Origin of the sequence: Pseudomonas sp. B392_1p, from assembly GCF_052245235.1 — a bacterium.
Taxonomy (GTDB): domain Bacteria; phylum Pseudomonadota; class Gammaproteobacteria; order Pseudomonadales; family Pseudomonadaceae; genus Serpens; species Serpens gallinarum.
This window is the reverse complement of sequence record NZ_JBQPXM010000003.1, coordinates 260320-282222: the sequence shown is the minus strand read 5'-3', so window position 1 is coordinate 282222 and position 21903 is coordinate 260320. Positions and strand designations below refer to the sequence as shown.

The following is a 21903-nucleotide window of genomic DNA, read 5'->3' as shown; positions in this document are numbered from 1 at the left end:
CCATATAAGTGCTTGATTTCACTGGGGTTTAGACCGAGCCAACCCTGAAAAAGGGGCGATTTGGGAACACTTTGGGAATATCAGGCAAAAGAAAGGGGCCTTTACGGCCCCTTTTTCATTTTTCAACCGAGCTTTAGCGCCTGGTTGAGCAGGCTCACGACATCCGGGCCGTCTTCGTTGATCCCACTTCGCGTTGTACTGCTCAGCATCTGACTGGCGAATGTATGCCGTCAGGTGCTCGGTCCGCGCTGTCGTACGCCAGCTTTCTTCAACTGGCTGATCCACCAGCCGTGCGTAGTGCGTCGGATGTTCGATACGGCTCGCCGGTGGCCCAACACGAAGCGCACCACTTGGGCCCGGTTGTCGCGGTCAATCACCTCGATGCGTTCGGCTTTCGAGTGCTGGTGTGCTGTACTTGCAATCCGGCCTGACTTTCAAGCGCAACATGTTGGTTCGGACGTTCAACCCGCACAAACGACCAGCGTGCTGAGCATGTAGTATTCCCTCGTCAGCATTCTCTCAAGGTCATCGGCGTGGAAGGGCAACTGGGTTTCGTGCTGACGCGGCACTGGCGCGACACGTCTGCGGGCATCGAGGTCGAGTTCTGGCTGGCGACCGATAACGGTCCCTGTCGTGTACGTGTTCCCGTGCAGCCAGCGGTGGCCTTTGTGCCGGCCGAACAGCGCGAGCGCGCCGAGCAACTGCTGTACGGCGAGCCGGATGCCGAGCTGCGCGAGCTCGGGCTGTGCGATTTCCGCCATCGTGCGATGCTCGGACTCTACTGCCGTCAGTACCGCCACCTGCTGAGTCTGGAAAAGGCGCTGCGGGCCGCAGGCGTGGACGTCTACGAGGCCGACATCCGTCCGCCCGAGCGTTTCCTCATGGAGCGCTTCATCACTGCGCCGGTGTGCTTCAGCGGCACGCTGGGCGACGACGGTCTGCTGCGGGATGCCCAACTGCGTTCCGTGTCGGACTATCGACCGCGCTTGCGGCTGGTCTCCCTCGATATCGAGACCAACAGCCGGGGCGACCTCTATTCCATCGCCTTGGAGGGCTGCGGCCAGCGCCAGGTGTACATGCTCGGCCCGGCCAATGGCGACGCGACCGCGCTGGATTTCGACCTGGAGTATTGCGACAGCCGCGCGAAACTGCTGGAGCGACTCAACGACTGGCTGGCGCGCCATGATCCGGATGCCATCATCGGCTGGAACCTCGTGCAGTTTGACCTGCGGGTGCTGCGCGATCACTCCCAGCGCCTGAAGGTGCCGCTGCGCCTGGGGCGCGGTGGCGAGGAGATGGGTTGGCGCGAACATGGCAGTCGCAACAGCCATTTCTTCGCCGAGGCCGCCGGGCGGCTGATTATCGACGGCATCGAGGCGCTGCGTTCGGCGACCTGGAACTTCCCCTCGTTCAGCCTGGAGAACGTGGCGCAGACGCTGCTGGGGGAGGGCAAGGCGATCGACAACCCCTACCAGCGCATGGCGGAGATCGATCGCCGCTTCGCTGAGGACAAGCCGGCACTGGCGCACTACAACCTCAAGGACTGCGAGCTGGTGACGCGCATCTTCGCGAAGACCGAGTTGCTGACGTTCCTGCTGGAACGGGCCACGGTCACCGGCCTGGCGGCCGACCGCAGCGGCGGTTCGGTGGCGGCCTTCACCCATCTCTACCTGCCGTTGATGCACCGCCAGGGTTTCGTCGCGCCCAACCTCGGCGAGCGCCTGCCGGAAACCAGCCCCGGTGGTTTCGTCATGGATTCGCGCCCGGGCCTCTACGAGTCGGTGTTGGTGCTGGACTACAAGAGCCTGTACCCGTCGATCATCCGCACTTTCCTGATCGACCCGGTCGGCCTGATCGAGGGGTTGCGCCAGCCCGATGACGCGCACTCGGTGCCGGGTTTCCGCGGCGCGCGCTTCTCGCGCACCCGGCACAGCTTGCCAGCGATCGTCGCGCGTGTCTGGGAAGGCCGTGACGTGGCCAAGCGCGACGGCAACAAACCCCTGGCGCAGGCATTGAAGATCATCATGAACGCCTTCTACGGCGTGCTCGGTTCGAGCGGCTGCCGCTTTTTCGACCCGCGCTTGGCATCCTCGATCACCCTTCGCGGACACGAGATCATGCGACGTACCCGCGAGTTGATCGAGGCGCGCGGCTACCAGGTGATCTACGGCGACACCGACTCCACCTTCGTCTGGCTCGGGAGCGGGCACGCGGAGGACGCGGCGGGCCGCATCGGCCGCGAGCTGGTGCTGCAGGTCAACCAGTGGTGGCGCGACCATCTGGCTACCGAGTTCAGCCTCGACAGTGCCCTCGAACTGCAGTACGAGACCCATTACCGACGCTTCCTGATGCCCACCATCCGCGGCGCCGAGGAGGGCAGCAAGAAGCGCTACGCCGGACTGGTGCAGCGCGCCGACGGCAGCGAGGAGATGGTTTTCAAGGGCCTGGAAACCGTGCGTACCGACTGGTCGCCGCTGGCCCGGCAGTTCCAGCAGGAGCTCTACCAACGCATCTTCAGGCGACAATCCTTCGAGGATTACGTGCGTGACTACGTGCGCAGCACCCTGGCGGGCGAGTTGGATGAGCTGCTGGTCTACCGCAAGCGCCTGCGCCGGCGCCTGGAGGACTACGAGCGCAACGTGCCGCCCCATGTGAAGGCGGCGAGGCTGGCCGATGAGTTCAACGCCCGCCAGGGACGCCCACTGCAGTACCAGCGCGGTGGCTGGATCAGCTACGTGATCACCGTTACCGGCCCCGAGCCCCTGGAGAATCGCCAGGCGCCAATCGATTATGACCACTACGTGATGCGCCAGCTCAAGCCGGTGGCCGACGCCATCCTGCCCTTCGTACACAGCGACTTCCAGCGCCTAGTGGACGGGCAGATGGATCTGTTCTGAAGCGAAGGCCTTCCCAGATAGAAACACCCATGCGGCGCTTGCGCGCGGCATAGGTTAGCGCGCAGGTAATGCATGGCTGGAGTGATGGTGACGATGCCAGCAGCGTGGGGCCCCTCTTTCTTTCTAGCCGTATGCCCCGCAACGCAGGCGTAGGCGGGCTACTGCCTGGATCGCACCGTATGGCCAGGTCTTTGAACTGTTCAACAGTTGCATACCTCGAAACCAGACAGCGACAGGTCGCGTTTAAGCGTTTCGCTTGGATCAGCAGTTCAAAGTTAGTAGCTGTGAGCCAGCTGTTGCACTTAAAGGAGATTAGTGCTGGCAAGTGCAATACGGTGTACTGACTCCAGAAGCCAAGAACCTCGTAGCGGTTTCCCGGTCATTTTTGAGGACTTAGCCATGTCTGATGCCGTGATTTATTTCTGGATAGCTGTAGCCGCGATCATCCTGCTGCTGGATTTGTGGGTGATGGTCAGTATTTTTCGCAGTGATAAGACGGTAGGTGTCAAGGCAGCTTGGGCAATTGGATTGATCATCTTTCCCGTGCTGGGGCTTATCGTTTGGGGCGTGGCAGGGCCGAGAGGGGTCAAACAAGGTCCCAGTTCTCCCGAGCACAGTAAGGGATAAGCAAGCCGCCACGTTTTGGTCGCGTCATCGTCTTCAAGGCGATACTGCGGTATTTAAGGCACCGAGGCGCTGGCGATTCTTGAAATCACTAAGCAACGGGGTGCTTTATGAGCAGCTTGACCGTTAGCGATTATTTCATCGAACGCCTCTATCAGTGGGGCGTTCGCCGTATTTACGGCTATCCGGGAGATGGCATCAATGGTGTGTTCGGCGCCTTGAACCGGGCCGATGGAAAAATCCGCTTCATCCAGGCGCGCCATGAAGAAATGGCGGCGTTCATGGCATCAGCTGAAGCCAAGTTTGGTGGAGGGCTGGGGGTCTGCATCGCGACATCAGGACCCGGTGCTACGCACTTGCTCACGGGACTCTACGATGCCCGTCTTGATCACATGCCCGTGCTGGCAATTTGTGGGCAACAGGCACGCACCGCGTTGGGTTCTCATTACCAGCAAGAGATTGATCTGGCGTCTATGTTCAAGGACGTCGCTGGCGCCTTCGTGCAGCAAGCCGCAGCCCCTGCGCAGGTTCGTCATTTGATCGACCGCGGGATACGCACGGCACTGGCCGAGCGCAAGGTGGCGGTGATCATCCTGCCCAATGATTTGCAGGACGAAGCTTACAGTGAACCACCGCGTGCCCATGGTGCGGTGCATTCCGGTATCGGTTATGCGCGTCCCAGACTATTGCCCCACGATGAGGATCTGCGCCACGCCGCCGAGGTGCTTAATGCAGGTAACAAGGTAGCCATTCTGGTCGGTGCCGGTGCACTGGGGGCTGCTGATGAGGTTATCGCCGTGGCGGAAAGGCTCGGTGCCGGTGCGGCCAAGGCGCTGCTCGGCAAAGCGGCACTGCCGGATGACCTGCCTTGGGTCACCGGTTCGATCGGCCTGCTCGGCACCGAGGCCAGCTATAAGTTGATGACCGAATGCGACACGCTGCTGATGATCGGCTCAGGCTTCCCTTACGCCGAATTCCTGCCTGAGGAGGGTAAGGCCCGCGGCGTACAGATTGATATCAAGGCGGACATGCTGAGCATTCGCTACCCCATGGATGTGAATCTGCACGGCGATGCTGGGGAGACGCTACGCGCCTTGCTGCCGCTGCTGATGGAGAAGGCTGATCGCAGTTGGCGCCGACAGGTCGAGGAATGGCGCGGCTCATGGGATAAGACGCTGGAAGAGCGGGCCATGGCCAGTGCTGATCCTATCAATCCACAGCGCGTGGCCAGCGAGCTGTCGCCCCGTCTGCCCGATGACGCCATCATTACCTGTGATTCTGGCTCCTGCGCCAACTGGTTCGCCCGCGACATCAAGATCCGCCGCGGTATGATGTGTTCGCTTTCGGGCGGGCTGGCCTCGATGGGGGCGGCGGTGCCCTATGCGATTGCCGCCAAGTTTGTCCACCCAGACCGTCCGGTTGTGGCGCTGGTCGGTGACGGTGCCATGCAAATGAGTAATCTGGCCGAATTGATTACTGTGGCCAAGTACTGGAGGGAATGGCAGAACCCACAGTGGATCTGCTGCGTATTCAACAACGAAGACCTCAACCAGGTGACCTGGGAGCAGCGGGTGATGCAGGGCGATCCGAAGTTTGAGGCCTCGCAGAACATCCCTGATGTTCCCTATCACCGCTTCGCCGAATCCATCGGGCTTCGGGGTATCTACGTCGACCGCGAGGACGCAGTAGCCGGCGCCTGGGACGAGGCGCTGGCTGCCGACCGGCCAGTGGTGATCGAATTCAAAACCGACCCGGACGTACCTCCGTTGCCTTCGCACATCACGCTGGAACAGGCCAAGGCATACGCATCTGCGCTTTTAGGGGGAGATCCTGATCGGTCCGGGATCATCAAGCAGACCGCCAAGCAGGTCTTGGGCTCTTTGCTGCCTGGGCATCATAAGGGCAAGTAGAGGGTACTTCCAACGCTTTGGGTCAGGCAGTTCAGCCTGGCCCCACTGCTGTCGGCCCTGAACATGATCCTGTCCGCTGCTGGCTGTGCCTAAAGCTTCTCCGAGCGGTGTCGAGAGCTCCCGTGATATCGTGCGCCTGGACGCGCTAGGCCCTTGGAGTATTTTTTGTTAGGGTGATCTGAATACTAAGAAACCGCCAATTTGAGCGGACATGCGAAACGAGGTGTCTTTTGATTAGGGTACTGGTGGTCGATGATCACGATCTGGTGCGTACGGGCATCATTCGCATGCTGGGTGATATCAGCGAGTTGAGCGTGGTAGGGGAGGCCGATTCGGGTGAGGCGGCACTGCTGAAGGCGCGTGAGCTGCAGCCGGATGTGGTGCTCATGGATATCAGGATGCCTGGCATCGGAGGTCTGGAAGCAACTCGCAAACTTCTGCGTAGCTTCCCTGGCATTAAAGTGCTGGCTGTCACCAGTTGTGAAGAAGACCCGTTTCCTACCCGGCTCTTGCAGGCGGGTGCGGCCGGTTACCTGACTAAGGGGGCCGCGCTGGAGGAAATGGTACAGGCGATTCGTATGGTTCACGCTGGGCAGCGTTTTCTTAGTCCGCAAATCGCGCAGCAGTTGGCACTCAAATCCTTCCAGCCCAATAGCCAATCTTCACCGTTCGAATTGCTCTCGGAGCGGGAAATTCAGATTGCGTTGATGATTGCCAATTGTCATAAAGTGCAGAATATTTCGGACAAGCTCTGCTTGTCTCCCAAGACTGTGAATACCTATCGGTACCGCATTTTCGAAAAGCTTGCCATTACCAGTGATGTGGAACTGGCACTGCTGGCTGTGCGACATGGAATGGTGGATGCCGTCGGCTGATCATGTCTACACCCGTTTTTGATCCGGCAGCCTTTTTGGCTGTCTGTAGCAATCACCCAGGCGTCTATCGCATGTTCGATGCGAGCGCCAAACTGCTCTATGTGGGCAAAGCCAAGAACCTCAAAAAACGACTTTCCAGCTACTTTCGCAAGACAGGTCTGGCTAGCAAAACGGCTGCGCTGGTCTCCCGCATCGCGCAAATTGAAACCACGATTACCGCCAATGAAACCGAGGCGCTGCTGCTCGAACAGACGCTGATCAAGGAATGGCGGCCGCCGTACAACATTTTGCTGCGTGATGATAAATCCTATCCTTACGTGTTTCTGTCCAGTGAAGACCTCTACCCACGCTTGGGTATTCATCGCGGCGCGAAGAAGCAAAAGGGTCGCTATTTTGGCCCTTACCCCAGTGCTGGCGCGATCCGGGAAAGCTTGGCTCTATTGCAAAAAGCTTTTTTGGTGCGCCAATGTGAAGACAGCTTCTTCAAAAATCGTACTCGTCCCTGCCTGCAATACCAAATCAAACGTTGTAAAGGGCCGTGTGTGGGGCTGGTAGACCCTGGCGAGTATGCTGAGGATGTGCGTCGTTCGGTGATGTTCTTAGAAGGACGCAGCAATGCGCTGACCGAGGAGCTGTCGACGGCAATGGAGCAGGCAGCGATGCAGCTTGACTTCGAGCGGGCAGCAGAACTGCGGGATCAGGTAGCAATTTTGCGCCGCGTGCAGGATCAACAGAGCATGGAAGGTGGCACGGGTGATGTCGATGTCGTCGCTGCCATCATCAATCCAGGCGGAGCCTGCGTGCATCTGATCAGCGTGCGCGGCGGAAGAGTGTTGGGCAGCAAGAATTTTTTCCCCCAAGTAGCGATTGAGGAAGAGAGCGGGGCCGTCCTGGCGGCTTTCCTGGCACAGTATTATCTCGCCAACAGCGAACGTGACCTGCCAAGCGAACTGATCGTTAACACTCAGCATGAAGATTTTCCGGTCTTATTGGCCGCTATTGTCGAGCTGCGCGGACGAGAACTGAGTATCAGCTATCGGGTGCGTGGTAACCGGGCGCGCTGGCAGCAATTGGCGGTGACCAATGCCGAACAGGCACTGACCTCGCGCTTGGCCAATCGTCAACACACCGCTGCCCGGTTTGAAGCGCTTGCCGTAGCTTTGGAACTTCCCGAAGTCCCGACACGCTTGGAGTGCTTCGATATCAGCCACTCGAGCGGTGAGGCAACGGTGGCGTCCTGCGTGGTTTTCGGTCAAGAGGGGGCGGTGAAATCCGATTATCGCCGTTACAACATCGAAAACGTGACCGCAGGCGATGACTATGCCGCCATGCACCAAGCCCTGACCCGACGCTTCAGCAAGCTCAAGGAGGGCGAGGGCAAGCTTCCGGATATCCTTCTGGTGGATGGTGGCAAAGGGCAGTTGAACATGGCCCGCGAGGTGTTGCAGGAACTGGCGGTGCCCGACTTGCTGCTGCTAGGTGTGGCCAAGGGCGTGACCCGCAAGCCGGGCCTGGAAACGCTCTACTTGAATGATGCTGCCCATGAGTTCACATTGCCGGCGGATTCACCGGCACTGCATTTGATTCAACAAATTCGCGATGAAGCGCACCGCTTTGCGATAACCGGACATCGGGCGCGGCGTGGCAAGGCTCGCCGAACATCAACGCTTGAAGAGATTCCAGGCGTTGGTCCCAAGCGCCGCCGTGAGCTGCTTAAACACTTTGGAGGCTTGCAAGAACTCACGCGTGCTAGCAGCGAAGAAATCGCCAAAGTCCCGGGAGTCAGCAAAAAGCTCGCCGAGTCGATTTATGACTCGCTGCACAGCGGGTAGAATGGCTGCACATCCCGTTGCCCCAGCCGTGCTAATGAATATTCCTAATTTGCTCACTGTTCTGCGTGTTCTGCTAATTCCCGTCTTTATTTTACTGTTTTATCTTCCGTTCACATGGAGCTACTGGGCTGCCAGTGCGGTTTTTGCCATTGCCGCTGTCACTGACTGGTTCGACGGCTACTTGGCGCGACGCTTGCAGCAGAGCACGCCTTTTGGAGCTTTTCTCGATCCAGTGGCCGACAAGCTAATGGTTGCCGTGGCTTTGGTTCTGCTGGTTGAAGAACATGCCAGTCTCTGGCTTACACTGCCGGCGGCAATTATCATTGGTCGTGAGATCGTCGTGTCTGCGCTACGCGAATGGATGGCCGAACTGGGTGCCCGTGCTCATGTGGCTGTCTCCAGATGGGGGAAGTGGAAAACCGCAGCACAGATGGTTGCTCTGGTGATTCTCCTGGGTAATCCGCCCGCGTTCACTGCCTGGGTGGTACTGGGTTATGTGTTGCTGATCGTCGCGGCAGGACTAACCTTGTGGTCGATGTTGCAATACCTGCTGGCCGCTTGGCCGCATTTAAGTGCTACCCCAGAAAAGAAATAACTTTTTTGAATCAAGGGGTTGACGGACCATTTGAATTCTATAGAATGGCGTCCGTCACCAAGCGGGAATAGCTCAGTTGGTAGAGCACGACCTTGCCAAGGTCGGGGTCGCGAGTTCGAGTCTCGTTTCCCGCTCCAATTTTTACGATGACGCCGCGGATGCGGCGTTTTCGTTTGAGGCCGGGTGGCAGAGTGGTCATGCAGCGGATTGCAAATCCGTGTACGCCGGTTCGATTCCGACCTCGGCCTCCACTATTAAAACCCCTGTAACTCTCTGAGCTACAGGGGTTTTTCTTATCTTGCTTAAGCGGGCAGGGCTGTATATATTCCTGACCCACGCGAAATCAAGCGATTGCAGCTACCGCCCGAATGGCGAAATCGGTAGACGCAGGAGACTTAAAATCTCTCGACCGCAAGGTCATGCCGGTTCAAGTCCGGCTTCGGGCACCATTCACCATGCGGGTTACAGCGGTTTTAGTGCTTCTTCCCAAGTTGCCGAAAATGAGCTGTCAATCACCGGTCAATCACCAAGCTGCTCTTACCTCAAAGCACTGCTGGTGGTTTTATTACGCATCAACATCCGTCTCATCCTCGCTACTCTCCTACTTGGATGGGGTGCAAGGGGTCGTGTGTTCGAATCACTCCGTCCCGACCAAATAACTCCAAAAATCCAGTCACTTAGCGGTGACTGGGTTTTTTTGGACGATTTTTTTTGCCAATTTCGATTTTTGCCCCACTTTTTGCCCCACCCTAAGTTCCACGGTTTTACAAAGCAGGCCGCGCGGCAACTGTTTCTTATCGGAGAGGTGCTGAGTGTTGCTTGCTAGGTAAGGGGAGCGTCGCAGGAAATGAACGATTCGGCGCGAGAAATGGTGGAGTTGCTGGCTGACGCGCAATCTGCACGGCACTGTAAATTGACCTGGCCTGCTTACTATCTGAATCGCGCCTATTACAAAGAGAAGGTCGCCTGTTCAGCCGAGCTTATCGCCACCGCGACGTGCAGCCACCTTCGCTAGCTCTGCCCAGTCAAGATGCCCATCACTCTGCGCGATGGCTTCGATCATGCTATAGCGCAGCACGCTTCCAAAAGGCAGCGGAAGGTTGTTGGCTTCACAGCGCTCAGCGCCAACCGTACCTCCTTCAAACCAAGGGACAACCTGAACCCCGCAGGCGAGAATCGCTGTTCGGTGATCATAGCGCCGTAGCCCTTGTAGACGGGTGAAGGGTAGTGAGCATGAGTCGGCCAGGAGAGGACAGCCATCCCAATAAATAAATCTGTCCCCCCGTTTACTGTTCCCCCGGTTACTCAATACGCTATCCATATCCTGATCGGAAAGCTGGCGTATCATCATCTGCTCCCTAAATTCTGACAATGGCGCGTTGATCGGTCAGGAACCAGCACGTCATGCGACTGCGGCTGTTCGCAGAAATATGTTATCAGGAGACCGGCTCGGTACTCTGGGAGTGCAAGTCAAGCTAGGAGCTACAGCTGAGAAGGAAGACACATGGCTCTTAAGGATTGGGCGGTACGCGCCCCGAAAACAAAGCTGGAAAGAATGGAAGCATACTTTGGCAGCTTCGGATTCGAGCCCCATAGGCACGATACCTACGCTGTTGGTCGCACACTTGCCGGCGTACACAGCTTTCGCTATCGCAACGACATGAAGCACAGCCTTCCTGGCGGGACCATCGTCATCCATCCGGATGAGCTACATGATGGTGAAGCCGGAAGCGCCGAAGGGTTCCACTACCGCATCCTTTATATCGAACCCGCTCTGCTTCAGCAGGCGCTAGGCGGTACTACTTTGCCCTTCGTCCCGGATGGCGTTTCGCGCGACCCCCGTCTGTTCGCTGCGACCCAAACGCTTATGCAGGGGATGGACTGCCAGATCGATCCGCTCGAGGAAGATGATGCCATCTACGATCTAGCACAGGCGCTCGCCGCCGTTTCCGGCGTCCGCAAGCGACGCCGCACCCTTGACTACGTTGCGGCTGAACGCGCACGCCACTACATCCACTGTGCCCTGGACAGCATCATCACGCTTGAAGAACTAGAGCGAGCCAGCGGCCGGGACCGATGGAGTCTATCCCGGGATTTCAGGGTGCTATACGGAACCAGCCCCTACCGATATCTGACGATGCGTCGGCTCGACCAGGTTAGATCTCAGCTCCTCTCGGGCCAATCGCTGATCGATGCCGCGTTGAATACCGGCTTTGCAGACCAGAGCCATATGGCACGGCATTTCAAAAAGACCTATGGGATATCACCGGCTCGGTGGCTGCAGATGCTGCGCCGAAGCTGAACCGCAAAACCTGCACGATCGTTCAATACATTTCAGGTACCCCTCTCTAGACTCGTTTGCGCTGTGCTTGCCGTGGAGATTCGTCTCCTCGCATGCCACAGCGTGTCTCGGCTGGCACGTCTGGCTGGGACATGCACGCACTCACGGAGTGCATCATCAGGGCAAACGACTCGATCGACCCTTAGAACAATGAGAGAGGGCTTCAGGATGAACACGAACCACATCAGCGCGACGATCGGCGGAACTGCTGAGGTTGAATGAAGAGCATCGCCCGAATACGCAGTTGGGGTGCCGCTGTGCTGCAAACCGGTACGCTGCATCGCACGCTTTGTCGCGTGGCCCCGACTGCGCTTGCGCTCGTTCCGGTTAGCGCGCTGTTTGGCGCGCTTGCCGCACGTGCCGACTGGTCGTGGCTCGAGATCCTGGCGGTGGGTGTGCTTGGCTTCTCCGGCAGCGGCCAATTCGCCTTGCTGCCACTTGCAGAGGCCGACGCCGGCTTCTTCACCATGCTGATGGTCACGGCATCGATCAATAGCCGCTATTTGCCGATCGCCTATGCTTCGGCGGGACGGCTACCCACATCGCTCACCCAGCGAGCCGTGGTCGCACACATGCTGGGTGACGAGGCCTACGCCACCGAGCATGACTCTGACAGCAAGCGCGCCGTCATGCTGATACGAGGGACGATATTCTGCGCCTGGGTTGGCGCAGGTTTGCTCGGCGCTGTGCTGGGGCAATTCATTCCGGCTGCCTGGGTCGGTGAGGGCGTCAATCTCGGCTTCCCCGCGAGCGTGGTGCTGATGCACCTGTCAGCCTTGCAGCTGCGCGCCCGGCTCTGGCAGGTGCCAGGCAGCAGTCGCGCCCGGGGCCTTGCGGCGGCGGGGTTGTGTGCAGGGGTATCGCTCTTGCTGATCAGCCTCTTGGGCCCGCTTTACTTCTGGATACCGAGTGTGTTGGCGGCCACGGTGATTCTCGGAAGGACCGATATATGAATCAATCGGTGGCCATCGCAATCGGGGCATTATTCCTCACCAGTTGCCTGGTCCGGATCCTCCCAGCGTTCGTGTCGCTTCGGATGGCACCCGAGAGTCGACGTTACGTCGAGCGGGTTCTACCAGCAGCTGTCTTCATCAACTTCGCCGTCTATATCGCTTATTCCGAGCTGGTGCGAGAGCCTCTGGCGGCGGCGGTCTCGCTGGCCGTAGTTGCAGCTGTCGCTTTCCTGAATGCGCTTGGGCTCATCAGCGCAGCCGCCTTAGGTACCGCGCTTTACTTTCTTCTGGCAAGTTGACCGACCGTCGAGATCAAGAAGGGGCCGGAAATCCTTGATCAGGTATCCGAAGTGTTGATGCTGTGCCAGGGGCGTCACGACGCTGAGAAATCGTCGGTGCGTACTGCGAGCGCTGCATTCCGCTGAGAAGGCGGCACGGGTTCCAGGCGTGCGCGGACTGCCTGCGCCTCGGCGTGGTTGGCCCGAAAGTCCTTGCGGCTCAACCCCGACGGTTTGCAGCGCTGCGCCAGGTCGAACAGGCCGCGTAGCTGATGGCCGCCACTGTCCAGGATGTGCGCGATGTCTTGCTGAGTGATCAGGTGTGATTGGCCAGCAGGGCGCGGCGAGCCAGTACGTCGTAATCGGTTAGCAGGTAAACCCCCAGAAAACCCAACTGACTGCCAATGAACAGCGGCAGGATGACCGGGTGCTGATTCAGATTTTCACCCACATCGATCTGTCCGGGTCTGCCCCGATGGATGCACTCCAGGTGCTGGATCAGTTTGCTGATACGGGCCTTCGCCGTCTCCAGTTTCGCTTCGAGCTTGCACATGGCCCAGTCGGCATAGGGATCATCGCGGGCCGCCGCCTGCTTTAGCCGATTGGTGGCCTGGATATACCCGGCCATGCCGAGAATCGGTCGAGCCCCAGGGCGCGCCGTGCCACCACGCCAGATCAGGGCGGCATGGAAGGTGTGCAGCGCCAGGCTGATGTTGCTGCGCAAAGCGCCTAATTCGAGCGGAGGGAACGACTCCACGGCCAAGTCCTCGCAACGGCTAAGTGGCGTGATGATGCGCAATGGCGTGAGCCAATACAGCCAGAAAACCGAAAGTGATTTGTTCGGTTATTGCCGCTCGAGATACGTGCGGTTATGTCACTGACATAACGGCCATTGCGCCGGATGGCGGGATTATTCCACTGGCATAACGGATCAGGACCCACGCCTCAAACGGCTGTGCTGACGAAGTTCATCCAGGCAGGCCTGTACCTGTGTGGACACCGGGTCGCCAGGTTGGCGTTTGGGCTGTGGAGGACGAGGGCGTTCGGGCGGTTTGGCAGTGGGCGCAGTGCTTGTCTCGCTGGCTGGTTTCCCGCGAGGCGCTCGCGCTGCCTGGAACGCTGGACAGATAGTGCTGGAGGTCGCCGTAGCGGGGTGGTGGCGCTTCAGGCTCGCGGGCCAACAGGTGAATGACCCAGGCATTGCCTGTTCCAGAGGGCAGGTCAGATTTCGAAACCGTCGTGCACGAATCGACTTTTTTGCCATCGGTATCGCCGGCGCTGGCCCGGTCGCGGCCGCATTCGCACGGGCCCTGGCACGTTGAAACATCCCGGCGATCCTGTCCAACAGTCGCGGTCCGCCAAAGCTCAGGTATTGCACCCATGTCTGCCCGTCGCGAACGTCACGCTCATCTTAAATGCTTCATTTGCCTAGGGGCGGAATCTGACCGATCCGACCTTGGTCTGCCGGGCGAGCCTGGCAGACTAGGATATGGTGAATGTACCGGCATGGGGCCGGATCAAGGAGGAGTAACGTGGACGCACATACCAAAATTTTCGACTTTGGCGGGATCGTGTTTGATGTTCACTCTAAGAAACATCCGAACGGCTGGGAGATGAGGTTAGAGATTGGTGACCCAATCAATATCTCCAGGTGTGACGCTGATAGCCTGTACAGCACTCTTGATGAGGGGTTGGCAGCTGGCGAGGATCTGGGCAAAAAGTTAATTAACGGGTATATAAACTCTCTCTAATTGTTGTGCAGCGATTGGTTTGTTCGCGCAGCACCTCACCTCGGCGGCCCAGGCATCTGCCCGGCCGCCGATCAATCTTGACGGCAGAGTCGTCAGTCAGACGGGATGAACCGGCGTCGATGCTCTACCTATGCGCGGCTACATCCTCGGCACGGGCTCGACGGTGTAGCGAGCTGCTGCCATATCCAGTTAGGGCTTCCAGGTTGGCGCCCCTCTCCTCAATCGCCATTGTTAACTGATGCTGCACCGCTATCCAGCTCGCGCAGATCATCAACGTAGATCCGGTTCTCCGTGATCGCTCACAGTGGCAGCTCCAGGTTTTTGAACGTCCCGCTGAAATGCCGGAAGGCGCCGAGTTCGGTACGTGCGAATGACTTACTAAGCCTGTTAATTAATACGTATCGATCTGGTTTTAAATTGCCGCGCTTTCGGCAGGGATGTTGAATGCCACACCCTTAGCGGCTGCTCTTTATTGGAATTTATCAGCCGTCCTCCGCAGCTTGACGCTCTGCACCTCAATCACAGCGTGAACTTAACCAGGTAACGCTATTCTACAACTGTGCCTTCCTCGTCAATTTCCGCCGGGCTTGTCGAGGGGTCGTGAATGGCCGGATAGGTGCAACCTGTGCTTGCAAACTTTAGGTTGGCCGTATTTGGCATAGCCTATCCAGGTGGGGCCGTTGAAGTGACCGACACCCGCGAGTTCATAGTTTGCGAATACTGCGATGCGGTCTATCGCAAGTCATCCTTGTCGCGTCGACAGCGCGCGATCTGCGCGCGTTGCGGCGCGGTCCTCCAGCGTCATGTCGGTCTTTCGGTGCAACAGCGTCTTGCCTTGAGCGTGACCGCCGCCATCCTGCTGATCTACGCCAACTACTACCCCGTGATGAGCATCAGCCTGCAAGGCGTACGCAACTCCGCGACGCTGTGGGATTCGGTGCAGATCCTCAGCCAGGGATCCATCACTTTCATAGCACTGGTGGCCGCCCTGACCATTATCATCGCGCCGATCCTGCAAGTGGTACTGCTGATCTGGGTCCTGTTGTTCGCCCTCGGCCATAGGCGTTCTCCAGGGTTTGCCCTGTGCATGCGTGCCCTGGAAAGCCTGCGGCCGTGGAACATGCTGGAGGTTTGTCTGCTGGGCGCGCTGGTGGCGGTGATCAAGCTGGCTGGTCTGCTGGATGTGGTGCCGGGAATAGGACTGGTGGCCTTGGCCGCATTGAGCGTGCTGTTGATCTATATCGCCGGCCGCGATGTGCGCGATCTGTGGGACAGGTTATGAACGACCCCCCACTGGCCGGCGCGCTGAACCTGTGCCTGTGCCATGACTGCGGTCAGGTCTGCGACATGCAGGGTCACCCCGACCGCTGCAGTCGCTGCGGCGCTCCGCTGCACTGGCGCAAGCCTGATGCGATTGCCCGTACCTGGGCCTACCTGCTGGCTGCGCTGGTGTTTTACATACCTGCCAACCTGGTACCGGTCATGCACACCAGCATGCTCGGCAGTGGCGGCGGCAGCACCATTATCGGCGGCGTCGTGGAATTCTGGGTCGGCGGCGCCTGGGACATTGCGCTGATCATCTTCATTGCCAGCATTGGCGTACCGGTCATCAAGTTCGCGGTGCTGGCCTTGCTGCTGATCACCGCCCAGCGAGGCAGTGCCTGGGCGCAGCGCCAGCGTGCGCAGCTCTATCGCTTCATTGAACTGATCGGCTACTGGTCGATGCTGGATGTGCTGGTGGTAGCCCTGGTCGCCGCACTGGTACAGATGAAGGAGCTGGGAACCATCGAACCGCGCCCGGGCATCCTATTCTTTGGCTTGGTGGTGGTCTTTACCATGCTGTCGGCCATGAGTTTCGACCCCCGTCTGATCTGGGACAGTACGACTGCCAAGGGGGACGGTTGATGCAACAGCACTCGATGAATCCAGCAACGCCGGAGCCGGCCCCCATCAAGACCCGGCGCTGGAACGTGTCGCTGGTGTGGATCGTGCCGATCGTGGCCCTGCTGATTGGGGCCTCGCTGGTGGTGCGCAACTGGATGCAGGAAGGCCCGACCGTCACCATCACCTTCAAGACAGGGGAGGGCCTGGTGGCCAACAAGACCGAGGTTCGCTACCGCAATCTGGTGATCGGCAAGGTGACCACGATCGAACTGGCCGAGGACAAGAGAAGCGTTAAGGTCACGGCGAGCCTGTCCAAGGAAGCAGAATCCTTTGCCAGGGCCGACTCCCAATTCTGGGTGGTGCGGCCGCGTATCGGGGCCGGTGGGGTCACCGGGCTGGATACCCTGTTGTCGGGCAGTTTCATTGGCGCCGATGCCGGTCAATCGACCCAGCGCGCCGACAGCTTCGTCGGTCTCGAATCGCCGCCTCCCATCACTTACGGAGAGGAAGGCAAGAGTTTCTTTCTCTCGGCACCGGAGCTCGGCTCGCTGGATATCGGTTCGCCCATCTACTACCGCAAAATTCAGGTGGGACAAGTGATTTCCTATGCCTTGGATGCCGATGGTAAGGGCGTGACGATCGGGGTATTCATCCGTGCACCCAACGATGCCTACGTCACGGCGGATAGCCGCTTCTGGAATGCCAGCGGTATTGATGTATCCGTCGATGCCAAAGGTATCCGGGTCGATACGGCGTCGCTGGCTTCCGTGCTAGCCGGGGGGTTGGCTTTCGGCTCTCCGGAGTTCGTGTCCAGTGAGCAAGCGGCCGCGCCAGGGCATCGCTTCACGCTGTTTGCCAACCAAGAGAGCGCACTGGCACCGCCTACAGGTGCGGCGCGGTACATTCGCTTGCGGTTCGATCAGTCACTGCGCGGGCTGGCGGTCGACGCACCGGTCGAATTCATGGGCGTCGAGTTCGGCAAGGTCATAGCGGTGCAACTGGATTTCGATGAACAGAAACAGTCGTTCCCGCTCATCGTCGATGCGGTGATCTACCCCAATCGCCTCGGGCCGGCCTATACCAAAATGATCGAGGCGCTCAAGCATTCGCCCGGTGACGAGTTAGCTGCCGCGCAGCTCATCGAGTCCTTCGTTAAGCATGGTTTGCGCGCGCAGGCCCGCAGCGGCAACCTGCTGACCGGCCAGCTGTACATTTCCCTGGATTTCTATCCGGATGAACCGCCCGTCGCCTTCAATCCGGCGGAACGGCCGATTCTCGTCCCCACGGTGCCCGGCAACCTGGAGAGGGTTCAGGAGCGCTTGCAGCAATTGGTCGATCGGGTTAGCCAGTTGCCTCTCGAACGCATGGTCAGCAACCTGGATGCGAACCTGAACGAGCTGCGCCAAGGGCTTCGGTATTTCAATCGCGAGACGCTGCCGGGAATACAGAAGACCCTGGAAGAGCTGCAAGGAACCCTGGAGTCGGCCAACCTCGCACTTGCCGACGATTCCCCGCAGCGCCAGCAACTCGGCCAGACGCTCAATGAGCTGCGGCGCATGTCACGTTCGCTGCGCGAGCTGACGGACTATCTGGGCAGGCATCCCGAGTCGCTGATCCGGGGCCGTTCCAATTCATCCGAAAGGTAACCGATTGCGGGAGTGAGCTATGACGATGCTGCCCGAATACCTGTCGAGTCGCCTGCCTGTGGCACTGGGGATCTGCATGGCGTTGGCTCTCAGCGCCTGCGCGAGTGATCCGGTCAACTTCCACACTCTTGTGGTGCCCGCCCATGCGCAACCTGCCGTCCCGACACCGGCCATGGACATTCGCGTCGAACCGGTAACAGTGCCGCCCCAGGTGGATCGTACGCAAATTGTCATTCGCCAGGGACGCAGCGGCCTGCAAGTGTTGGAAACGGAGTGGTGGGGGGCCACCTTGGCTGATGAAATCCACAGTGCCCTGCGGGACCAGCTGAATCCGCCGCCGGCAGTGTCCCCAACGACGTCAGGCACGGCCTCGCTGCAGATCGATGTGCAGCGCTTCGATTCCGTGCTCGGGGAATACGCCTTGCTGGATGTGAAATGGCGGCTCAAGGCGCAGGGCAAAAACGGCGAGAAACGCTGTCATACAGTGCTACGCACGCCGGCCGGCGAAACCCTGGAAACGCTGGTTAACGCTCATCAGAACAACCTGACGCGGCTGGCCGCTTTGATTGCCGAGGCCAGTCACGGCCGCCTGCGCAGCTGCGCGGGTGGCTAATAAGCCCAGCTAGCCGACTACGGGAGGCCTGCGCCGCCGGCGCAGCTGATCAAGTAAAAGCACCATCAAGCAGGCGTACAGGCTGATGGCAATAAACAGGCTCATACGCACCGCGAAAGCATGGTAGACATCCTGGCCGTCGGCGCTGTCCTGCACCGACAGGCCGAGCAAAATGATCATGGTCACCTGGGTATTCAGCCAGAAGCCCGGGCTGAACCGGCCCGGCCGCAAGCCGTAGAGTTTGCGCGCCAGCAGCAGACCGACTAGCAACATCCACAGGAAAAACATCCACAGGTGCACAAACAGACCGAGCGCCCACCAGAACAGGATGGCCAGCAGGCCGCCGAGCAAAGTCGAGCCCAGCAGTTCCCGGGCGGCCATGCGCGTCGTGGTGCTGCAGCTCTGCTGGCCGAGGCTGACTGCCTTGAGGATGATCGCCAGATAGCCGGAGGGGTCGATCAGCGCCAGCAGGTAGGCGGGCATCACCACCAGCGTGGCGCGCAGTGCTAGCCAATCGGCAGCGGCCGCAGACACCGGTACCCCAGCGGGGGCAGGCGCCACGCTGGGTGGATCGGGAAACAGGCTGTGGCCGACCCATAACGCCAGCACGGCGAGCAATAACCCCTGAACCAGCGCGTTGATCACGGCCACCGCCAGTCCGAACTCGACGCTGCCCAAGGAAGAAATCATGGTCAGCCCGATCACCAGAAATGTGGTGGTCAGGGTACTTTTGCTGCCCCGTAACCCGCGGCGAAACGCCAGAAACAGGGCCAGGGCCACCAGCAACAGTGCGGTCAGTGGCGCGTGATGCAGAAGAGGAATCAGTAAAAGACCGCTGCCCGTGGTAAGCACCACCAGTACGATCAGGCCCAAGCCAGCCTTGAGCGGCAAGGGGCGGTCGAGTTTGGCGAGCAGAAAGGTGGCCAGCAACGGCGCGATGAATGGCAACGGCAGGTTGAGACCGAAGCTGGCCGCCAGGCACAGCGCGGTGCCCGTGGCCAGGCGCAACGCGCGCTGGGCGCGGGGGTCAGGCGCAGCACGCATGACGACAATTAGTAGGCATAGGCCAACCAGCTCATCACGTACAGGAACAGGCGACCGAGCAGGTTGAGCGGGTTGCCCCGGGTGGGAAAGGCCATGACATCGGCCTGACCGCCGACGCGAATGCCGCGCAGGCTGGCCAGTTCCCCCGGATCGAATTCAATGATGACCGGAAAGCGCTGGGCCGGGCGCAACCAGTCGCGGCTGTTCTCCACGCTGGGCAGCGTGCCGGGGGCGGTGTTTTCCCCAACACTGACCCCATAGCCGACACTGCGCACCCGGCCTTCAAATATCCTGCCGGGCAGCGCGTCCAGCACGATGGCCACCGGCGTGTCCGGCACGACGCGGCCCAGGTTGTTCTCGGTCATTTCCGCACGGATCCAGACGGCCTGCAGCGTGATCAGCGTCATCACTGGGCTGCCGGCCGCGGCAAATTGACCCACGTCGGTACGCAAGTCGGTAATCAGTCCGGCCGTACGGGCCCGTACCTTTGTGTTAGCCAGGTCCAGCTGGGCCTTTTCCAGGGCCGTGGCGGCGCTGCGCAGCAGCGCGTTCTGTTCCTCGCTGCCGCCTTGCTGTTCCCGCGCCCGTTGCACTTCGGCGCGGGCCGCTGCGACCTGACTGATCGCCTGCTCATGGGTGGCGCGTGATACTTCCAGGCGGCGTATGGAAATGGTGCCTGGATCTTCGCGATACAACCGTTCCAGGCGGTTCCGGTCCTGTTGTGACTTGAGCTCGTCGGCCTGGGCGGCGCGTAGGGCGGCCAGCGCCGAGTCAATGCCGGCGGTGCTGGCCGCGATCTGTCGGCGTGTCGACTCAAGGTCGGCCCGCGCCCGCTCGACAGCGATCTGATACTGCTCCGGGTCTACCTCGAACAGCACGGCGCCTGCCTCGACCTCCTGGTTGTCGCGCACCAATACGCGGGTTACCCGGCCGGCCACTTCAGAAGCTACCGGCACGATAAAAGCCTGGACCCGCGCCTGTTGGGTGTAAGGCGTGAAACGGTCGGCCAGCAGGTACCAGCACAGGCTCAGGACGATCAGCCAGATCACCCGCTTGACCCCTTTATCCACGGGCGCAGCGGGCGGCTCCGGCGCGGCGGCGGGCGGATTCGGCGCAGGCTGCTCGGCGTCAGTCATGGTGGCGCTCCTTGTGGAGGGCTGGGCGCGGGCTCGTCGAGCAGATCGCCCCAGTGGGAGCGTTGCTGCATCTGCGCGCGGCTGGCCGCATCGACTCTGGGCTGGGCGCTGTACCAGCCGCCGCCAAGGGCCTTGTACAGAGCAATCAGGTTGTTCACCGCGCTGTTGCGCGTCACCAGGTAATTGTCCTGCTGCACAAGCAGCGCGCGCTGGGCATCCAGCACGCGCTGGAAATCGGCGTAGCCTTCGCGGTACTGGGCATTGGCCAGGGTCAACGAGCGCTCGGCGGATACCGCCGCCTCACCCAGGATGCGCGCGCGCTCCAGCGCCTTGGTCAGCCCCCGCGCCGCATCGTCCGCCTCGCGCGCCGCCTGGCGCACGTTGTCGCGGTAGATTTCGATCAACTGTTGCAGGCGAGCGTCCTGCACACGCACGTTGTTGCGGGTCCGGCCGTAATCGAACAGGTTCCACCGCAGGCTGGGGCCGCCGAAACGATCCAGGGTATTGGGCGCACCGTCCAGTGAACTGGTGGACCAAACGAGGCTGCCCAGCAGGCTCAGCGAGGGATAGAGATCGGCCTGGGCCACGCCAATCAGGGCGGACTGGGCGGCGACATTCAACTCGGCCGCGCGGATGTCCGGCCGGCGGCGCAGCAGGTCGGCCGGCACATCCTGCAGCACAGCGTGGTCGATCAGCGGGATCAGGCTTTGCTGCTCGACCAGTTCTGGCAGCTGGCCCGGAGGGCGGCCGACCAGCACCGCCAGGGCATTGCGGGTGCGGGCGACCTGATCCTCGAAGTCGGGGAGGGTGCTCAGGGTGCTCAGGTACTGGGTCTTGGCCTGTTGCAGGTCGAGTTCGTCACTCTGGCCGCTGCTGAACAGCTTTTCGGTGATCTCGAAGCTGCGCCTCTGCTGCTCGGTGTTTTCGCGGGCGACGCGTAGGCGGGCCTCGGTGGTGCGCAGCAGGTAATAGGTTTCCGCCACTTGGGCGCGCAGCAGGACCAGCACATCCTCATAATTGGCTTCGGCAGCGAAGTAGGCGGCATCGGCCGACTCGATGGCGCGGCTGAAGCGACCCCAGAAGTCCAGCTCCCAGCCGATATCGAAGCCCAGGCTGTGTTGCCAGAACTGGCTGTCCTGCGGGTTGCGCCCGCCGGACTGGTTGCGGTCCAGGTAGACGCTGTCAGCAGTGGCCTGCTGCAGTTGCGGGTAACGTCCACTCTGCGCGATGCCCAACTGGGCGCGGGCTTCCATGACCCGCAGCCCGGCAATCCGCACGTTGGCGTTGTAAACGTCGGCTTCGGCAATCAGGCGCTCCAGCAGCGGGTCGTCGAACACCTGCCACCAGGTACGCAGGTCAGGATGGGCGTGCTGCTGGCTGGCCTGTTGGATGGCGCTGCTGTGCCACTGTTCGACCCAGGCTTCGCCCGGCGCCTGGAAGTCCGGCCCCAGACGAACGCAGCCGGTGAACGCGAGTGTGCCGAACAGCGCCAACCGGCCGGGGTAGCGTGCGCTAGGCATGGGC

General features: G+C 60.3%; 17 protein-coding genes, 3 tRNA genes and 1 pseudogene. 17 read left to right on the top strand and 4 right to left on the bottom strand.

The window, feature by feature from the left end; genetic code table 11:
* Positions 1-533 precede the first annotated feature (533 nt).
* The 12 genes from ACTV8E_RS05825 to ACTV8E_RS05770 all read left to right on the top strand — a co-directional run bounded on the left by ACTV8E_RS05825 (position 534) and on the right by ACTV8E_RS05770 (position 12326).
* Positions 534-2897, top strand: a complete 2364-nt coding sequence (locus ACTV8E_RS05825; protein ID WP_443198830.1) for a DNA polymerase II — start codon at positions 534-536, stop codon at positions 2895-2897.
* A gap of 399 nt (positions 2898-3296) precedes the next feature.
* Entirely contained in the window at positions 3297-3524 is a 228-nt protein-coding gene (locus ACTV8E_RS05820) for a PLD nuclease N-terminal domain-containing protein (RefSeq protein WP_443198829.1), read from the top strand.
* Positions 3525-3631: 107 nt separating this feature from the next.
* Complete coding sequence (locus ACTV8E_RS05815) at positions 3632-5431, top strand: thiamine pyrophosphate-requiring protein (RefSeq protein WP_443198828.1); 1800 nt, start codon at positions 3632-3634, stop codon at positions 5429-5431.
* A 230-nt stretch (positions 5432-5661) separates the two neighbouring features.
* Positions 5662-6306, top strand: coding sequence for a response regulator transcription factor GacA (gacA, locus tag ACTV8E_RS05810; RefSeq protein WP_273535078.1), 645 nt, complete (start codon positions 5662-5664; stop codon positions 6304-6306).
* 2 nt (positions 6307-6308) lie between these two features.
* A complete protein-coding gene (uvrC, locus tag ACTV8E_RS05805; protein ID WP_443198827.1) occupies positions 6309-8138 on the top strand; it encodes an excinuclease ABC subunit UvrC in 1830 nt (609 codons plus the stop codon).
* Positions 8139-8172: 34 nt separating this feature from the next.
* Positions 8173-8733: a CDP-diacylglycerol--glycerol-3-phosphate 3-phosphatidyltransferase gene (pgsA, locus tag ACTV8E_RS05800; RefSeq protein WP_251836155.1), complete on the top strand. Its 561-nt coding sequence runs from the start codon at positions 8173-8175 to the stop codon at positions 8731-8733.
* A 61-nt stretch (positions 8734-8794) separates the two neighbouring features.
* Positions 8795-8870: transfer RNA gene (locus tag ACTV8E_RS05795), tRNA-Gly, on the top strand.
* 40 nt (positions 8871-8910) lie between these two features.
* Positions 8911-8984: transfer RNA gene (locus ACTV8E_RS05790), tRNA-Cys, on the top strand.
* A gap of 111 nt (positions 8985-9095) precedes the next feature.
* Positions 9096-9182, top strand: a tRNA-Leu gene (locus ACTV8E_RS05785).
* A gap of 1055 nt (positions 9183-10237) precedes the next feature.
* A complete protein-coding gene (locus ACTV8E_RS05780; RefSeq protein ID WP_443198826.1) occupies positions 10238-11035 on the top strand; it encodes an AraC family transcriptional regulator in 798 nt (265 codons plus the stop codon).
* A gap of 257 nt (positions 11036-11292) precedes the next feature.
* A complete protein-coding gene (locus ACTV8E_RS05775; RefSeq protein WP_443198825.1) occupies positions 11293-12027 on the top strand; it encodes an AzlC family ABC transporter permease in 735 nt (244 codons plus the stop codon).
* Positions 12024-12326, top strand: a complete 303-nt coding sequence (locus ACTV8E_RS05770) for a hypothetical protein (RefSeq protein ID WP_251835934.1) — start codon at positions 12024-12026, stop codon at positions 12324-12326. The genes ACTV8E_RS05775 and ACTV8E_RS05770 overlap by 4 nt, the downstream gene beginning before the upstream one ends.
* A gap of 74 nt (positions 12327-12400) precedes the next feature.
* On the opposite strand, the pseudogene ACTV8E_RS05765 reads toward ACTV8E_RS05770, so the two are convergent.
* Positions 12401-13062: pseudogene (locus ACTV8E_RS05765) on the bottom strand (PFL_4669 family integrating conjugative element protein).
* 775 nt (positions 13063-13837) lie between these two features.
* On the opposite strand from ACTV8E_RS05765, the gene ACTV8E_RS05760 reads away from it, so the two are divergent.
* From ACTV8E_RS05760 to ACTV8E_RS05740, 5 genes are all read left to right on the top strand, one after another.
* Positions 13838-14056: a hypothetical protein gene (locus ACTV8E_RS05760; RefSeq protein ID WP_251835936.1), complete on the top strand. Its 219-nt coding sequence runs from the start codon at positions 13838-13840 to the stop codon at positions 14054-14056.
* A 685-nt stretch (positions 14057-14741) separates the two neighbouring features.
* Positions 14742-15338, top strand: a complete 597-nt coding sequence (locus tag ACTV8E_RS05755; RefSeq protein ID WP_443198824.1) for a paraquat-inducible protein A — start codon at positions 14742-14744, stop codon at positions 15336-15338.
* Positions 15335-15961: a paraquat-inducible protein A gene (locus ACTV8E_RS05750; protein ID WP_443198823.1), complete on the top strand. Its 627-nt coding sequence runs from the start codon at positions 15335-15337 to the stop codon at positions 15959-15961. Before ACTV8E_RS05755 ends, ACTV8E_RS05750 begins: the two co-directional genes overlap by 4 nt.
* Positions 15961-17586: a PqiB family protein gene (locus ACTV8E_RS05745; protein ID WP_443198822.1), complete on the top strand. Its 1626-nt coding sequence runs from the start codon at positions 15961-15963 to the stop codon at positions 17584-17586. Before ACTV8E_RS05750 ends, ACTV8E_RS05745 begins: the two co-directional genes overlap by 1 nt.
* Positions 17587-17611: 25 nt before the next feature.
* Positions 17612-18199 (top strand): PqiC family protein, encoded by a 588-nt coding sequence (locus ACTV8E_RS05740; protein WP_443198976.1) that lies wholly within the window; start codon positions 17612-17614, stop codon positions 18197-18199.
* Positions 18200-18208: 9 nt separating this feature from the next.
* Here the strand turns inward: ACTV8E_RS05740 and ACTV8E_RS05735 are convergent, their stop codons facing one another.
* Genes ACTV8E_RS05735 through ACTV8E_RS05725 form a run of 3 tightly spaced genes read right to left on the bottom strand, consistent with a single transcriptional unit; the run spans position 18209 to position 21899 of the window.
* Entirely contained in the window at positions 18209-19243 is a 1035-nt protein-coding gene (locus ACTV8E_RS05735; protein ID WP_251835940.1) for a DUF2955 domain-containing protein, read from the bottom strand.
* An 8-nt stretch (positions 19244-19251) separates the two neighbouring features.
* On the bottom strand, positions 19252-20379 hold the full coding sequence (locus ACTV8E_RS05730) for an HlyD family secretion protein (protein WP_251835941.1): 1128 nt from the start codon (positions 20377-20379) through the stop codon (positions 19252-19254).
* Positions 20376-21899, bottom strand: a complete 1524-nt coding sequence (locus tag ACTV8E_RS05725) for an efflux transporter outer membrane subunit (protein WP_443198821.1) — start codon at positions 21897-21899, stop codon at positions 20376-20378. Before ACTV8E_RS05725 ends, ACTV8E_RS05730 begins: the two co-directional genes overlap by 4 nt.
* Positions 21900-21903: the final 4 nt, after the last annotated feature.

Coding starts and splice junctions, on each gene's coding strand:
- ACTV8E_RS05820 (WP_443198829.1), top strand. CDS start 3,297: ATGTCTGATGCCGTGATTTATTTCTGGATAGCTGTAGCCGCGATCATC.
- ACTV8E_RS05815 (WP_443198828.1), top strand. CDS start 3,632: ATGAGCAGCTTGACCGTTAGCGATTATTTCATCGAACGCCTCTATCAG.
- uvrC (WP_443198827.1), top strand. CDS start 6,309: ATGTCTACACCCGTTTTTGATCCGGCAGCCTTTTTGGCTGTCTGTAGC.
- pgsA (WP_251836155.1), top strand. CDS start 8,173: ATGAATATTCCTAATTTGCTCACTGTTCTGCGTGTTCTGCTAATTCCC.
- ACTV8E_RS05780 (WP_443198826.1), top strand. CDS start 10,238: ATGGCTCTTAAGGATTGGGCGGTACGCGCCCCGAAAACAAAGCTGGAA.
- ACTV8E_RS05775 (WP_443198825.1), top strand. CDS start 11,293: ATGAAGAGCATCGCCCGAATACGCAGTTGGGGTGCCGCTGTGCTGCAA.
- ACTV8E_RS05770 (WP_251835934.1), top strand. CDS start 12,024: ATGAATCAATCGGTGGCCATCGCAATCGGGGCATTATTCCTCACCAGT.
- ACTV8E_RS05750 (WP_443198823.1), top strand. CDS start 15,335: ATGAACGACCCCCCACTGGCCGGCGCGCTGAACCTGTGCCTGTGCCAT.
- ACTV8E_RS05745 (WP_443198822.1), top strand. CDS start 15,961: ATGCAACAGCACTCGATGAATCCAGCAACGCCGGAGCCGGCCCCCATC.
- ACTV8E_RS05740 (WP_443198976.1), top strand. CDS start 17,612: ATGCTGCCCGAATACCTGTCGAGTCGCCTGCCTGTGGCACTGGGGATC.
- ACTV8E_RS05735 (WP_251835940.1), bottom strand. CDS start 19,243: ATGCGTGCTGCGCCTGACCCCCGCGCCCAGCGCGCGTTGCGCCTGGCC.
- ACTV8E_RS05730 (WP_251835941.1), bottom strand. CDS start 20,379: ATGACTGACGCCGAGCAGCCTGCGCCGAATCCGCCCGCCGCCGCGCCG.
- ACTV8E_RS05725 (WP_443198821.1), bottom strand. CDS start 21,899: ATGCCTAGCGCACGCTACCCCGGCCGGTTGGCGCTGTTCGGCACACTC.